Origin of the sequence: Curtobacterium sp. BNK-1, assembly GCF_048685235.1 — a bacterium.
Taxonomy (GTDB): Bacteria; Pseudomonadota; Gammaproteobacteria; order Enterobacterales; family Enterobacteriaceae; genus Pantoea; species Pantoea agglomerans.
Window position 1 is genome coordinate 1,090,903 of record NZ_JBLQTJ010000001.1, and the last position, 14,230, is coordinate 1,105,132.

At 57.0% G+C, this 14,230-nt stretch carries 12 protein-coding genes; 10 read left to right on the forward strand and 2 right to left on the reverse strand.

Annotated elements, in window-relative coordinates; genetic code table 11:
• Positions 1-113 precede the first annotated feature (113 nt).
• Entirely contained in the window at positions 114-1,706 is a 1,593-nt protein-coding gene (locus tag ACMGGP_RS05225) for an ABC-F family ATPase (protein ID WP_010254366.1), read from the forward strand.
• Between the two features lie 301 nt (positions 1,707-2,007).
• Here ACMGGP_RS05225 and moeB read toward each other — a convergent pair whose 3' ends face one another.
• Together moeB and moeA are read right to left on the reverse strand one after the other, a co-directional pair.
• Positions 2,008-2,766 (reverse strand): molybdopterin-synthase adenylyltransferase MoeB, encoded by a 759-nt coding sequence (gene moeB, locus ACMGGP_RS05230; protein ID WP_033771233.1) that lies wholly within the window; start codon positions 2,764-2,766, stop codon positions 2,008-2,010.
• Positions 2,767-4,002: a molybdopterin molybdotransferase MoeA gene (gene moeA, locus ACMGGP_RS05235; RefSeq protein WP_045140591.1), complete on the reverse strand. Its 1,236-nt coding sequence runs from the start codon at positions 4,000-4,002 to the stop codon at positions 2,767-2,769. It abuts the gene before it with no gap.
• A 256-nt stretch (positions 4,003-4,258) separates the two neighbouring features.
• Between moeA and ACMGGP_RS05240 the strand changes: the two genes are divergently transcribed.
• From ACMGGP_RS05240 to ACMGGP_RS05280, 9 genes are all read left to right on the forward strand, one after another.
• Positions 4,259-5,218, forward strand: coding sequence for an isoaspartyl peptidase/L-asparaginase family protein (locus ACMGGP_RS05240; RefSeq protein WP_010254371.1), 960 nt, complete (start codon positions 4,259-4,261; stop codon positions 5,216-5,218).
• Between the two features lie 9 nt (positions 5,219-5,227).
• Positions 5,228-7,084, forward strand: coding sequence for a dipeptide ABC transporter ATP-binding protein (locus ACMGGP_RS05245; protein ID WP_498798240.1), 1,857 nt, complete (start codon positions 5,228-5,230; stop codon positions 7,082-7,084).
• A gap of 54 nt (positions 7,085-7,138) precedes the next feature.
• Positions 7,139-8,674: a glutathione ABC transporter substrate-binding protein GsiB gene (gene gsiB / locus ACMGGP_RS05250; RefSeq protein ID WP_010669736.1), complete on the forward strand. Its 1,536-nt coding sequence runs from the start codon at positions 7,139-7,141 to the stop codon at positions 8,672-8,674.
• Positions 8,675-8,720: 46 nt separating this feature from the next.
• Entirely contained in the window at positions 8,721-9,650 is a 930-nt protein-coding gene (gene gsiC, locus ACMGGP_RS05255) for a glutathione ABC transporter permease GsiC (RefSeq protein WP_010254376.1), read from the forward strand.
• A complete protein-coding gene (gsiD, locus tag ACMGGP_RS05260) occupies positions 9,647-10,552 on the forward strand; it encodes a glutathione ABC transporter permease GsiD (RefSeq protein ID WP_010254377.1) in 906 nt (301 codons plus the stop codon). Before gsiC ends, gsiD begins: the two co-directional genes overlap by 4 nt.
• Complete coding sequence (locus tag ACMGGP_RS05265; protein WP_010254385.1) at positions 10,549-10,998, forward strand: DUF4385 domain-containing protein; 450 nt, start codon at positions 10,549-10,551, stop codon at positions 10,996-10,998. Before gsiD ends, ACMGGP_RS05265 begins: the two co-directional genes overlap by 4 nt.
• A gap of 513 nt (positions 10,999-11,511) precedes the next feature.
• On the forward strand, positions 11,512-12,147 hold the full coding sequence (locus ACMGGP_RS05270; protein ID WP_010254395.1) for a carbonic anhydrase: 636 nt from the start codon (positions 11,512-11,514) through the stop codon (positions 12,145-12,147).
• 138 nt (positions 12,148-12,285) lie between these two features.
• Positions 12,286-12,948, forward strand: coding sequence for a DUF3313 family protein (locus ACMGGP_RS05275; RefSeq protein WP_250488697.1), 663 nt, complete (start codon positions 12,286-12,288; stop codon positions 12,946-12,948).
• 115 nt (positions 12,949-13,063) lie between these two features.
• The gene (locus ACMGGP_RS05280; RefSeq protein ID WP_498798241.1) at positions 13,064-14,200 is read left to right on the forward strand and encodes a PQQ-dependent sugar dehydrogenase; all 1,137 of its coding nucleotides are present in this window, start codon (positions 13,064-13,066) and stop codon (positions 14,198-14,200) included.
• The last annotated feature ends 30 nt before the right edge of the window (positions 14,201-14,230 follow it).

Consider the following 14,230-nt stretch of genomic DNA (forward strand, 5'->3'; position numbering starts at 1 on the left):
CGGGATATCAATCACCCCGCAAGGAATCCACGGCTGACGCTGGCGTGCGCTGCGTCACATCTGGCATAATAGCCGCCGTTTTTTCATCCATTCTCTTCACAAAGGTCAATGCCGTGTTAGTTAGCAGCAATATCACCATGCAGTTTGGCAGCAAGCCACTGTTCGAAAATATCTCCGTTAAATTTGGCGGCGGTAATCGTTACGGTTTAATCGGTGCGAACGGCAGCGGAAAATCCACCTTCATGAAGATTTTGGGTGGCGATCTGGTGCCTTCAGGCGGCAATGTTTCTTACGATCCCAACGAGCGCATCGGTAAGTTGCGTCAGGATCAGTTCGCCTTTGAACAATTTAGCGTACTGGACACCGTTATCATGGGTCACCATGAGTTATGGGAAGTGAAACAGGAGCGCGACCGTATTTATTCTTTGCCAGAAATGAGCGAAGAAGAGGGGTATAAAGTCGGCGATCTTGAGGCACTTTACGGTGAGATGGACGGCTATAGCGCGGAGTCTCGTGCCGGTGAGTTATTACTCGGCGTCGGCATTCCGGTTGAGCAGCATTATGGCCCGATGAGCGAAATTGCGCCGGGCTTTAAATTACGTGTGCTGCTGGCGCAGGCGCTGTTTTCTAATCCTGATATTCTGTTACTCGACGAACCGACGAACAACCTGGACATCGATACTATTCGCTGGCTGGAGCAGGTGCTGAACGAGCGTGACAGCACCATGATTATCATTTCGCATGACCGTCACTTCCTTAATATGGTCTGTACGCACATGGCTGATTTGGATTATGGCGAGCTGCGGGTTTATTCCGGTAATTATGACGAATATATGACCGCGGCGACCCAGGCGCGTGAACGTCTGTTATCCGATAACGCCAAGAAAAAAGCGCAGATTGCTGACTTACAATCGTTCGTCAGTCGTTTTAGCGCCAACGCCTCTAAATCGCGTCAGGCGACATCACGCGCTAAGCAGATGGATAAAATTAAACTGGATGAAGTGAAAGCCTCCAGCCGTCAGAACCCGTTTATCCGCTTTGAGCAGGACAAGAAGTTGTTCCGTAATGCGCTGGAAGTGGAAGGTTTGACCAAAGGATTTGATAACGGTCCGCTGTTTAAGAATTTAAATCTGCTGCTGGAAGTGGGTGAGAAGCTGGCGGTGATCGGTGCCAACGGTATCGGTAAATCAACACTGTTAAAATCGCTGGTGGGTCAGCTGACGCCAGATAACGGCAGCGTTAAATGGTCAGAGAATGCGCGTATTGGTTATTACGCTCAGGATCACGCCGATGATTTTGCCAATGACCTGACGGTATTTGACTGGATGAGTCAGTGGAAACAGCCTGGCGATGATGAGCAGACCATTCGCGGTATTCTGGGTCGCCTGCTGTTTTCGCAGGATGATATTAAGAAGCCGGCCAAAGTGCTTTCCGGTGGAGAGAAGGGTCGTATGCTGTTCGGTAAGCTGATGATGGAAAAACCGAACATTCTGATTATGGATGAGCCGACCAACCACCTCGATATGGAGTCGATTGAATCGCTCAATATGGCGCTGGAGATGTATGAAGGCACGCTGGTGTTTGTTTCACACGACCGTGAATTTGTCAGCTCGCTGGCAACCCGCGTGATAGAGCTGAAAGCAGACCGCGTGGTGGACTTCACCGGTAATTACGAAGATTACCTGCGGAGTCAGGGTATCGTCTGATTGAAACGGGGTGGCGCAGGCCACCCTGTTTTTTTGGTGGCAATGAATGAGTTATATGCTTTTAGCTTGTTAGATGGTGTGGGTTGGGCAGGATGCCAGGCTCAGGGATTATCTGGCAGCAACGCATATACTTAAGGCGCAGGGAACACGGTCAGAGGAGGAAAGCGTCCCGCGCCATGGATGGCGCGGGCCGAGCGCCCATGGATGGTTTAAGCGACTTTCCGATCTGACCGTGTTCCCTAAGCAGGTAAAAACTTCACCACGGTGCGGGCTTCATGAAGCACAGGCGTTCCTGCCGACGCTACGCGCTACCACCACACACTTCACAGTGCGCATCCTGCGCCACCTTCATGCTGCGGAACTCCGCGCTCATCGCATCGTACATCAGCAACCGGCTGGTGGCGGGCGTGCCAAATGCCGTCAGCACTTTAATCGCTTCCATCGCCTGCATCGCACCAATCACGCCAACCAGCGGAGCCATGACGCCCGCTTCCACGCAACTCAGGGTTTGTTCCCCAAACAGGCGGCTGATGCAACGATAGCAGGGTGTGCCGGGCTGCCAGTTGAATACGCTGATCTGACCTTCCATCCGAATCGCGGCGCCGGAGACCAGTGGCACCCGCTGCTGACGACAGAGCCGGTTAAGCTGCTCACGCACTGCAACGTTGTCAGTGCAGTCCAGCACCACCTGCTGCCGGGCGATCAGCGCCAGCAGCGCTGCATCGTCCAGCTGTCCATTAACCGGATGCAGCTGGCAGTGCGGATTGATGGCGGCCAGGCTTTGTGCGGCGGAGTCCACTTTGGCGCGGCCAATGTCAGCATCGTGATGCAGGATCTGCCGTTGCAGGTTGGAGTGCGACACGGTATCGAAGTCGAGCAGCGTCAGGCTACCGACACCGGCAGCCGCCAGATAGGGCGCAGCGGCGCAGCCGAGTCCGCCCAGCCCCACGACCAGCGCATGACTCGCTTTCAGCCGCTCCTGACCGTCGAAATCAAAGCCGCGCAATACAATCTGCCGGTTGTAGCGCAGCATCTCCTCATCGCTTAATTCAGGCAGCATTTACGCCTCCAGCAGGGCGTTGAACGGTTCCACCTCGACCCATTCGCCCGGTTCAACATTGCCGCGATCCCGTTCCAGCACAATAAAACAGTTTGCCTGGGCGAAGGAGCTGAAGACGTGCGAACCCTGCATCCCGGTGGTTTCCACCTCCAGTTCGCCCTGTGCGGTCTGTCGCAGGATGCCGCGCTGAAAATCGAGCCGGCCAGGTGACTTTTTCAGCCGCGAGGCGCAGCGCACTTTCTGACGTGGTGGCAATGCTGATTTTTGCTGGCCGGTGAGGGTGGCAAGCAGCGGCTGAACGAGCTGATAAAAGGTCACGGCGGCGGAGACCGGATTACCTGGCAGGCCGCAGAACCAGCTGCTGTTGAGGCGGCCAAAGGCAAATGGCTTGCCAGGCTTGATCGCCAGCTTCCAGAAGCTGATGGCACCAAGCTCTTCCAGCATCGTTTTGGTGAAGTCCGCTTCGCCCACCGAGACGCCGCCGGTAGTAATCACGACATCCGCCTGCCGATCGGCCTCGGTGAAAGCAGCACGCAGTGCGGCCGGGTCATCTTTGATGATGCCAAGGTCGATGACTTCGCAACCCAGCTTATGCAGCATCAGTGATACCGCAAAGCGGTTGGTGTCGTAGATCTGGCCTTCGGCCAGCGGCTCGCCTACCGGCTGGAGTTCATCACCGGTGGAGAAGATAGCGACCCGCAGTTTTCGCAGCACGCTGACCTGCGCGATACCCAGTGAGGCGAGCAGTGGCAGCTCCGCGGCACCCAGACGCGTTCCCGCTTCCAGCACCACGGTGCCTGGCTGAATGTCATCGCCGATGAGACGAATGTTCTGTCCGGGACGGACCGGCGCGGTGATCATAATCGCATCACCCTGTGTTTCGGTCTGCTCCTGCATCACTACTGCTTCACAGCCTGCAGGCACCGGCGCACCGGTCATGATGCGAATCACGCTGCCCTGCGGCCACTCACCGCTAAACGGTGCGCCGGCAAAGGCTTTACCCGCCACTGGCAGCGGCTGACCGCTGCTGGCGTCTGCCAGCCTGACGGCGTAGCCATCCATCGCAGAGTTATCAAATGGCGGCACGGCAATCGGTGAGGTCACCGCTTTGGCGGTGATACGCCCGACCGCTTCGGCCAGCGGCACGCTAAGAGAGTCGGTGACGGGCGTCAGCTGTGACAGCATTTTTTGTTGTGCCTCCTCAAGGGAGATCAAGCCTGCAGTAAAACTTTCCATGGATATTCCAGCCTGGTTATCTCAGATGCTGCCTATTATGGTGGGAATTAGCCGCTGAGTCACATCGGTGTCGGCCTGACTTGCCTGTTGTTGTGGCCAAAGTGAAATATGGCGGTAAGAAAAGGTTATAACCACAGGAACAGTTTCCGCTTTACAACACTTAGCAGGCTTTCTATAGTCAAAAATCACCAAAAATGGGTGAAAACCATTTTAAATCAGTGTTTTTCGTCCTGATGCAACCACAGGGTAGATCGTTATGGTCAATGCAGTGATCGCCATTCATGGAGGCGCCGGTGCCATTACGCGCTCAGCAATGAGCGCCGAAAAAGAGCAACTCTATCGTCAGGCGCTACACGATATTGTCACTCAGGGCCAGCAGATACTGGCTCAGGGCGGCAGCGCACTCGATGCGGTGACCGAAGCGGTGCGGCTACTGGAAGAGTGTCCGCTGTTCAACGCCGGTAAAGGCGCGGTCTTCACCCATCAGGGCACCCATGAACTCGATGCCTGCATCATGGATGGCCGCACGCTGGGTGCAGGGGCGGTCGCGGGCGTAACGCGGGTACGGAATCCGGTGCTGGCGGCACGTGCCGTGCTGGAACATAGCGAGCATGTGCTGTTTATCGGCGAGGGCGCAGAGCAGTTTGCTGAGGCGCACGGGCTGGAAACGGTCACGCCTGATTACTTCTCGACTCCGGAACGCTGGGAGCAGTTGCAGCGCGCGCTGAACAGCGATACGGCAGTGCTGGACCATGATGGTGCCGCGCACAGCGATGACCCGCTCGACCCGGACCGTAAGTTTGGTACGGTGGGGGCCGTCGCGCTGGATCTTGAGGGCAACCTCGCGGCCGCCACGTCAACGGGCGGTATGACCAACAAGCAGGCCGGACGGGTCGGCGACTCGCCGCTGCCGGGCGCAGGCTGCTACGCCAGTAACGACAGCGTGGCGGTCTCCTGTACCGGCACCGGGGAAGTCTTTATGCGGACGCTGGCGGCCTACGATGTGGCAGCGCAGATGCGCTACGCCGGGCGCTCACTGCAGCAGGCTACGGTTAATGTTATTCATGACAGCGTGCTGGAGCTGGGCGGCAGCGGGGGGCTGATTGCCGTCGACCGCGCAGGCAACGTAGCGCTGCCGTTCAACAGCGAAGGGATGTATCGCGGTGTGGCGCGGGTTGGCGAAGTGGCAGACGTCGCTATCTATCGCGAAAGTTAAGGAGCAGAGATGAGCGACAGGCAAACGTTACCGCCGCTGGCCCCTGAGCAGGTCCTGGCGGTGCGCGATCTCAATGTGCGTTTTCAGCACGAAACCACCGTTACTGACGCGGTGCGTCATTTGTCACTCGATCTGTTTCGCGGCGAAACGCTGGCGCTGGTGGGGGAGTCAGGCTCGGGGAAATCAGTGACCTCGCTGGCGTTGATGCGGCTGATTGAGCAGGCTGGCGGGAGGGTCAGCGGCGAGGTGCTGTTGCGGCGTCGCAACGGCGACGTGCTGGATCTGATGCGCGCCTCAAAAGGTCAGATGCGGCGGGTGCGCGGTGCGGATATGGCGATGATCTTTCAGGAGCCGATGACCTCACTGAATCCGGTCTTCTCCGTGGGCGAGCAGATCGCGGAATCCATCCGTCTGCATCAGGGCCTGAGCCACGCCGGCGCGCTGGCCGAAGCGCGCCGTATGCTGGATCTGGTACGAATCCCGGATGCGCAAAATGTGTTATCCCGCTTCCCGCATCAACTGTCGGGCGGGATGCGTCAGCGCGTGATGATCGCCATGGCGCTCTGCTGCAAACCGGCCCTGCTGATTGCCGATGAGCCGACCACCGCGCTCGACGTCACCATCCAGGCGCAGATTCTGCAGCTTATCCGCGTGCTGCAAAAAGAGATGCAGATGGGGGTGATTTTTATCACTCACGATATGGGCGTGGTCGCCGAAATGGCCGATCGGGTTCAGGTGATGTATCGCGGCGAAGTGGTAGAAAATGCTCCGGTCGCTGAGCTGTTCAGCGCACCGCAGCAGCCCTATACCCAGGCGCTGCTGGCGGCGGTGCCAAAGCTCGGTTCGATGCAGGGCCAGCCCCTGCCGGCCAAATTTCCGTTGCTGCACAGCGATGCCGTTGATGACGTTCCGCAGGATACGGTTCGCCGCCTGCAGCCACCCATTTTGCAGGTGCGCGATCTGGTCACCCGCTTTGATATTCGCGGCGGCCTGCTGAACCGCGTCAAAAGCCGGGTGCATGCCGTCGAAAAAGTCAGTTTTGATCTCTATGCCGGTGAGACGCTGGCGCTGGTGGGCGAGTCTGGCTGTGGTAAATCGACCACCGGGCGATCGCTGCTGAAGCTGGTTGCCAGTCAGGGTGGCACCCTGATCTTTGACGGACAGCGGATAGACCATTTGTCGGGTGCCGCGCTGGCCCATCTGCGACGCGACATTCAGTTTATCTTCCAGGATCCCTACGCCTCGCTCGATCCCCGGCTGACGGTTGGCTTCTCCATTATGGAGCCGCTGCTGGTTCACAAGGCGATGCCGCGTCGCGAGGCGGAGCAGCGCGTTGCCTGGCTGCTGGATAAAGTGGGTCTGCTGCCGGAACATGCTCAGCGCTATCCCCATGAGTTTTCCGGCGGCCAGCGTCAGCGCATCTGTATAGCCCGCGCGCTGGCGCTAAACCCCAAAGTGGTGATCGCCGATGAGTCCGTCTCGGCGCTGGATGTGTCAATTCAGGCGCAGATAATTAATCTGATGCTCGACCTGCAGCGCGAGTTTGGCATCGCCTTCCTGTTTATTTCTCACGATATGGCGGTGGTGGAGCGTATCAGCCACCGCGTGGCGGTGATGTATCTCGGTCAGATTGTCGAGATGGGGCCGCGTCAGGCGGTGTTTGAGCAGCCTCAGCACCCTTATACCCGAAAACTCATGGCGGCGGTGCCGGTAGCCGATCCGGCTCACCGGCGTCGCGAACGAGCCTTACTGGTCGATGAGATCCCCAGCCCGATTCATGCGTTAGGGGATGAACCTGAAGTGGCGCCGCTGATGGAGGTGGCTCCGGGCCATTTCGTCGCCCGCCACGTTATCAGTGCGACCTGAACAGTGACGATGTCGCCCCGGCGACCAACCCGACAGGGATTACAGGAGAACAAGATGCAGATTACGATGCGTAAAGGGTTACTGGCGGCTGGCGTGTTAAGCAGCGCAATGGCATTGCCCGCCTGGGCAGCACAGGATGCGGTGATTGCCGTCGCGTCCAACTTCACCACTCTCGATCCCTATGACGCCAACGACACGCTGTCGCAGGCTGTCGCGAAATCCTTCTATCAGGGCCTGTTTGGCTTTGATAAAGAGATGAAGCTCACTAACGTGCTGGCTGAGAGCTATCAGGCCAGCGCCGACGGCCTGACCTACACCATCAAACTGCGTTCCGGAGTTAAATTCCAGGATGGCACTGACTTCAATGCGGAAGCGGTAAAGGTCAACCTCGATCGCGCCAGCAATCCGGATAACCATCTCAAGCGCTACAACCTGTTTAAACATATCGCCAGCACCGAAGTGGTGGATCCAACTACGGTAAAAGTAACGCTGAAAGAGCCGTTCTCCGCCTTTATCAACATTCTGGCCCATCCGGCGGCGGCGATGATTTCACCCACCGCGCTGAAAAAATATGGCAAAGAGATCGGTTTCCATCCGGTAGGAACCGGCCCGTTTGTGTTCGAAACCTGGAACCAGACCGATTTTGTGAAGGTGAAAAAGTGGGACGGCTACTGGAAGCCGGGCTATCCGAAGCTGGACAGCATTACCTGGCGACCGGTGGTGGATAACAACACCCGCGCGGCGATGCTGCAGACCGGCGAAGCGAACTTTGCTTTCCCGGTGCCCTATGAGCAGGCAAAACTGCTGGAGAAGAACAGCAAGCTTGCTGTGGTAACCACGCCATCGATTATGCAGCGTTACATCAGCCTTAACGTCACTCAGAAGCCGTTCGATAATCCGAAGGTGCGTGAAGCGCTGGAGTATGCCATCAACCGTCAGGCGCTGGCGAAAGTGGCGTTCTCCGGTTACGCCACGCCTGCTACCGGCATCGTGCCGCCCACCATCGACTTCGCTCAGACCTATCCGGCCATCAGCTACGATCCGGCCAAAGCGAAAGCCCTGCTGAAAGAGGCGGGTTACCCGAACGGGTTTGAAACCACGCTCTGGTCGTCACACAACCACAGCACCGCGCAGAAAGTGTTGCAGTTCACCCAGCAGCAGCTGGCGCAGGTTGGCGTGAAAGTTAAAGTTACGGCGATGGATGCGGGTCAGCGTGCCGCTGAAGTAGAAGGCAAGGGCCAGAAAGAGAGCGGCGTGCGCATGTTCTACACCGGCTGGTCCGCCTCAACCGGCGAAGCGGACTGGGCACTGACGCCACTGTTTGCTACTACGGCCTGGCCACCGGCGATCTTCAATACCGCGTTTTACAGCAATCCTAAGGTCGATAAAGATCTGGCTGATGCGCTGAAAACCACCGATCGTGCCGAGAAAGCGCGTCTCTACAAAGATGCGCAGGATACCATCTGGCAGGATCATCCGTGGATCCCACTGGTAGTTGAGCAGCTGGTTTCTGCCAACAGCAAAAACCTGAGCGGTTTTTATGTGATGCCCGATACCTCATTCAATTTCGATGAGGCAACTCTGAAGTAACGGAGCCGGCCAGCCCGTGAGGCTGGCCGCAGCTGCAGGATGTTGCATGTTTAACTATTTTCTCAAACGACTCTTTGGGCTGATCCCCACGCTGCTGATTGTGGCGGTGCTGGTGTTCCTGTTTGTTCACCTGCTGCCGGGCGACCCGGCGCGTCTGATCGCCGGGCCGGAAGCCGATGCCTCGGTGGTGGCGCTGGTGCGTCAGGAGCTGGGACTCGACCTGCCGCTGCCGCAGCAGTTCTGGCACTTTATGCTGAATGCGCTGCAGGGCGATTTCGGCCAGTCGATGGTCTCGAAGCGGCCGGTCGCGGAGGAGATCGCCTCACGCTTTATGCCGACCCTGTGGCTGACGCTGGTCAGCATGATCTGGGCCGTGATTTTTGGCATGGCAATCGGCATCGTTTCTGCTGTCTGGCGCAATCGCTGGCCCGATCGACTGGGGATGACGCTGGCGGTGTCGGGCATTTCGTTTCCCGCCTTTGCGCTGGGCATGCTGCTGATGCAGGTCTTCTCAGTTGAACTGGGATGGCTGCCAACCGTCGGTGCAGAGAGCTGGAAACATTACATTCTGCCCTCCATCACCCTGGGTGCGGCGGTGGCGGCGGTGATGGCGCGCTTTACCCGTGCCTCGTTCGTGGAGGTGATGCAGGAAGATTATATGCGGACCGCCCGGGCCAAAGGGGTGCGCGAGTCGCTGGTGGTGGTGAAGCATGGCCTGCGCAACGCCATGATCCCGGTGGTGACGATGATGGGGCTGCAGTTTGGTTTCCTGCTGGGCGGATCGATCGTGGTCGAGGTGGTGTTTAACTGGCCGGGCCTGGGGCGACTGCTGGTCGATTCCGTGGCGATGCGCGACTACCCGGTTATTCAGGCGGAAGTTTTGCTGTTTTCACTGGAGTTTATTCTGATTAACCTGTTTGTCGACATGCTCTATGCGGTGATTAATCCCGCTATTCGCTTTAAGGAGTCGCGATGAAAAACTGGCGACGCGAAGCGGCACTGAAAACGATGCCGCTGATTGCGGAGAATCGGGTGCGAACGCCGTGGCGTGAATTCTGGCGGCGTTTCAGAGGGCAGCCGGTGGCGCTGCTGGCCGGGCTGTTTGTGCTGGTACTGATTGTGCTGGCGGTTATCGCCCCATGGATTGCGCCGTTCGACGCAGAGAACTACTTCGATTATGACCGGCTCAATGACGGCCCCTCGCTGATGCATCTGTTTGGCGTCGATTCGCTGGGGCGTGACATTTTCAGTCGGGTGCTGGTCGGCACGCGGATTTCCCTGATTGCGGGCTTCTTTTCGGTGGTGATCGGCGCGCTGATCGGCACATTCTTTGGTCTGTTAGCCGGCTATTACGAAGGCTGGTGGGACCGCATCACCATGCGTATCTGCGATGTGCTGTTTGCCTTTCCCGGCATTTTGCTGGCGATTGCGGTGGTGGCGATTATGGGCAGCGGCATGAGTAATGTGATTGTGGCAGTCGCTATCTTCAGTATCCCGGCTTTTGCCCGGCTGGTTCGCGGCAATACGCTGGTGCTGAAGCATCAGACCTATATTGAGTCGGCACGCAGCATCGGCGCTTCTGACTGGACTATCCTGATGCGGCATATCCTGCCCGGCACGGTATCGCCGATTGTGGTCTATTTCACCATGCGGGTCGGTACCTCAATCATTACCGCGGCCAGCCTGTCGTTTCTGGGGCTGGGCGCACAACCGCCTACGCCGGAGTGGGGGGCGATGCTGAATGAGGCGCGGGCCGACATGGTTATCGCGCCTCACGTGGCAATTTTCCCCAGCCTGGCCATCTTCCTTACCGTTCTGGCATTTAATTTACTCGGAGACGGGCTGCGCGACGCACTTGATCCTAAACTAAAGAGATGAAACCTTTCGATTATGATCAGGACTTCAGCACTATCGACTTCCGCCAGCACCCCGAGCTTTATCAGGTCGGGCGTGGTGAGCAGGGCGTGCTGATGGTCGAGCCTTATAAAGGCGAAATACTGCCACACTGGCGTTTTCGTACCGTTCCCATTGCTGAAGAGTCGGCTGAGAAAATCATGGCGCTGTTTGAGGAGTATCGGCGCAAAGATGATTTTGTCGGCATGGATATGGCGCGTAAATTTATTCAGATGGGGTATACCCGTGCGCGCCGTTACAGCAACCACAAGGGCGGACGCAAATATGATGCGGATGGCAAGGAGCTGCCGCGCGGCGTCAACGAAGAAAAAGCCGCGGCGGCGGCTGTTTTCAAAGGCTACTGGGACAAACTTCGTGCAGATGAAGACTATCTGCGACGTAAAAAAGCGCATCAGCAGCAGTATGGCTAAGCGTTAATCCTGCTCTCCCGGCAGCTGTTACCTCCTGCTGCCGGGGTTGTTTTAATGAACCCGTCCTGCTCAATCTTATCCCTCATTCCTTGCCTGCAACGGTTCTGCTGCAGCGCCCGTGCTGCCAGATGCGCAGCCGTTTCGCCACGCCCCAAAACGCCATAGCCCGCCACGCTTGCCAGATAAACTCACACAGCAGACAAGAAACCTTTTCTGCTGGCGAGCCGGGGGCGTAAAGTAGTGAAAAAACGCGTAAAAGCCGATCTACAGCACAGGCAAAAAAACGGGCGGTTCAAACCGTGCTTTTTCCAATAACTTCCCGTGCTATAAAAAGAAATTGGCTGCGGAGCCTCTGACTGGTGAACAAGCGAAACGCTGACAGTGGCCGCTGTTTAGAGCATCCGGTAAAAGGCGGGTTGATATTCACTTGTTTTCATTAATAATAAACGGGCAAACCCCACTGAGGGGGCTATGCCCCTCAGGTAATGAAATGGATAATGTGAGAGCTAAATAATGAAAGAGATCATCAACGGATTTCTGAATTTCCAGCAGAATGTGTTTCCTGAAAGGAAGGATCTTTTCAAAAGCCTGGCATCAAATCAAAATCCGAAAGCGCTGTTCATCTCCTGTTCAGATAGCCGTCTGGTGCCTGAACTGGTGACGCAGCAGGAGCCAGGAGAGCTGTTCGTTATCCGCAATGCGGGCAACATCGTTCCCTCATTCGGCCCGGAGCCAGGCGGTGTCTCCGCCACTATCGAATATGCGGTGGTCGCGCTGGGCGTCTCCGACATCATCATCTGTGGTCACTCTAACTGTGGTGCCATGAACGCCATCGCCTCCTGCGCCTGCATGGATACCATGCCTGCGGTTGAGCACTGGCTGCGCTATGCCGATGCGGCAAAAGCGGTGGTTGAGCAGCGTGAGTATGACTCACCAGAGAAGAAGCTGAACGAGATGGTCAAAGAGAACGTTATTGCCCAGCTGAACAATATGAAAACCCATCCTTCCGTGTCCGTCGCGCTGCGTAACGGTAAGCTGCGTCTGCACGGCTGGGTTTACGATATCGAAAGCGGCACCATTATGGCGCTGACCCAGGGTGGCAAACAGTTCATCACCCTGTCTGAGAATCCTGATACCTGCTTTGAGTAATCTTTTTCGCCCGCTGTGCTCTGCAGCGGGTTTTCCTGCTATTTATTCTGCATAACAGCGTTAAATCGCCTCTGTTATTCTGCATTACCCCTCTGGCTTATCTATGCTTGCTTAAACCTTCCTGATACAAGCGAGTTGATGATGCGTAAAACTTCCGTTGCTGCTCTTCTGGCGGTCTCTGCCGTGCTGCTCAGTGGTTGTACTTCTCATGTTGCTGATAAGCAGCAATATTCAGGTTTTTTAAGCGATTACAGCCAGTTGCAACCGACGTCGTCAGCCAGTGGTGAACCGACTCTGCGCTGGATATCACCTGACTATCAAAGCAGCCATTATAAAGATGTGCTTTATACATCGCTGATCTACTACCCGGCGGCGCACCCCACGCCACGCGTCACTCAGCAAACGCTGGATCAGGTGCTCAGTTACACCGAGATCCAGCTAAAAGGCGCGATAGCCACCCGCCTGCCGCTGGTGAATCAGGCTACGCCGCATACTCTGAAGGTAAGGGCCGCCATTACCGCCGTGTCAGCAGAAAATCAGGGCGTGCAGTTTTATGAAGTGGTACCGGTTGCCGCGGTCGTTGCCAGCACCATGGCGGCGTCAGGGCATCGTACTCAGAACAGCGAACTGTTTCTGGAGATAGAAGCCAGCGATGCGGTGACGGGCAAACCGATGATCCGGGTGGTTCGCAAAGCCTTTGGCAAAACGGTCAGTAACAGCAATACGCCGATCACCTTTGACGAGCTGAAGCCTGGTATCGATACGATGGTGCGTGACACGGTAAGTTTTAACGCGCCCTGACTCTGACGGGCGACAGCAGAGCGCTGTCGCCCTGATTAATCTTTTGTAAATCCTCAACATCATTGCAGAGGGGCTGACTACGCTTAAGGGCATTCTATCCCGTCAGGAGATCGTTATGGCCCGTTTCTCAACTGCTTTGTTGCTAAGTGGCTCCCTGTTCTGTACCGCCCCCCTGTTTGCCGCCGACGTAAAGGTCGAGGTATTACAGGATAAGTTACAACATCCATGGTCCGTCGCCTTCCTGCCCGATAACAAAACGCTGCTGATTACCGAACGTAGCGGACAACTGCGCAGCTGGAGCCCGGAGAGCGGCCTGTCGCAGCCGATCCAGGGCGTGCCAAAGGTCTGGGCAGAACGGCAGAGTGGCCTGCTGGACGTCGTGCTGGCACCCGATTTTGCCACCAGTCGTCGCGTCTGGCTTAGCTATACCGAAGCGAACAGCAGTGGCAAAGCGGGCGCGGTGGTAGGCGTGGGCACGCTGAGCAAGGATAACCGGCAACTCAGCGATTTCCGCGAGGTGATTCGGCAGACGCCGATGCTCTCCAGCGGCAACAACATCGGTACCCGGCTGGCGTTTGATACCCAGGGCTATCTCTGGATCGCCTTCGGCGATAACTTTGCCAGCAGCGCTGCGCAGGATCTCGATAAGCTGCAGGGCAAACTGCTGCGGCTCAACGCCGATGGCAGCGTGCCGGACGATAACCCCTTTGCGAAACAGCGCGGCGCACGGCCAGAGATCTGGGCCTATGGTTTGCGTAATCCGCAGGGGCTGGCGCTTAACCCCTGGACCGGCAAGATATGGGAAAATGAACATGGCCCGCGCGGCGGCGATGAAGTGAATATCATGGAGCGGGGCAAGAATTACGGCTGGCCGCTGGCAACCTACGGCATCGACTATAGCGGTGACAAAGTGCCGGAGTCACAAGGCACACAGGTTGCGGGTACCGAACCGCCGCTTTATCACTGGAAGGATTCTCCGGCCATCAGCGGCATGGCGTTCTACAATAGCGCCCGTTTTCCGCAGTGGAAAAACTCGCTGTTTATCGGCGCTCTGAAAGAGAAAAACCTGATTCGTCTGAGTATCAACGGCGAGAAAGTGGTGGAAGAGCAGCGTCTGCTGGACGATCAGAAGGCGCGCATTCGCGATGTGCGTCAGGGGCCGGATGGCTGGCTCTATGTGCTGACCGATGAGGCCGATGGCAAGCTGCTGAAAGTGGGATTAGCGCAGGACGCTGGTGCGTCCCGCGGCTAAGAGCCTGTCCCCAGGCTATTTTATGTGTCA

What these genes read in the sequence shown, in the direction of transcription:
- moeB (WP_033771233.1), bottom strand. Translation starts at nt 2,766, where the DNA reads ATGCTGCCTGAATTAAGCGATGAGGAGATGCTGCGCTACAACCGGCAG.
- moeA (WP_045140591.1), bottom strand. Translation starts at nt 4,002, where the DNA reads ATGGAAAGTTTTACTGCAGGCTTGATCTCCCTTGAGGAGGCACAACAA.
- ACMGGP_RS05240 (WP_010254371.1), top strand. Translation starts at nt 4,259, where the DNA reads ATGGTCAATGCAGTGATCGCCATTCATGGAGGCGCCGGTGCCATTACG.
- ACMGGP_RS05245 (WP_498798240.1), top strand. Translation starts at nt 5,228, where the DNA reads ATGAGCGACAGGCAAACGTTACCGCCGCTGGCCCCTGAGCAGGTCCTG.
- gsiB (WP_010669736.1), top strand. Translation starts at nt 7,139, where the DNA reads ATGCAGATTACGATGCGTAAAGGGTTACTGGCGGCTGGCGTGTTAAGC.
- gsiC (WP_010254376.1), top strand. Translation starts at nt 8,721, where the DNA reads ATGTTTAACTATTTTCTCAAACGACTCTTTGGGCTGATCCCCACGCTG.
- gsiD (WP_010254377.1), top strand. Translation starts at nt 9,647, where the DNA reads ATGAAAAACTGGCGACGCGAAGCGGCACTGAAAACGATGCCGCTGATT.
- ACMGGP_RS05265 (WP_010254385.1), top strand. Translation starts at nt 10,549, where the DNA reads ATGAAACCTTTCGATTATGATCAGGACTTCAGCACTATCGACTTCCGC.
- ACMGGP_RS05270 (WP_010254395.1), top strand. Translation starts at nt 11,512, where the DNA reads ATGAAAGAGATCATCAACGGATTTCTGAATTTCCAGCAGAATGTGTTT.
- ACMGGP_RS05275 (WP_250488697.1), top strand. Translation starts at nt 12,286, where the DNA reads ATGATGCGTAAAACTTCCGTTGCTGCTCTTCTGGCGGTCTCTGCCGTG.
- ACMGGP_RS05280 (WP_498798241.1), top strand. Translation starts at nt 13,064, where the DNA reads ATGGCCCGTTTCTCAACTGCTTTGTTGCTAAGTGGCTCCCTGTTCTGT.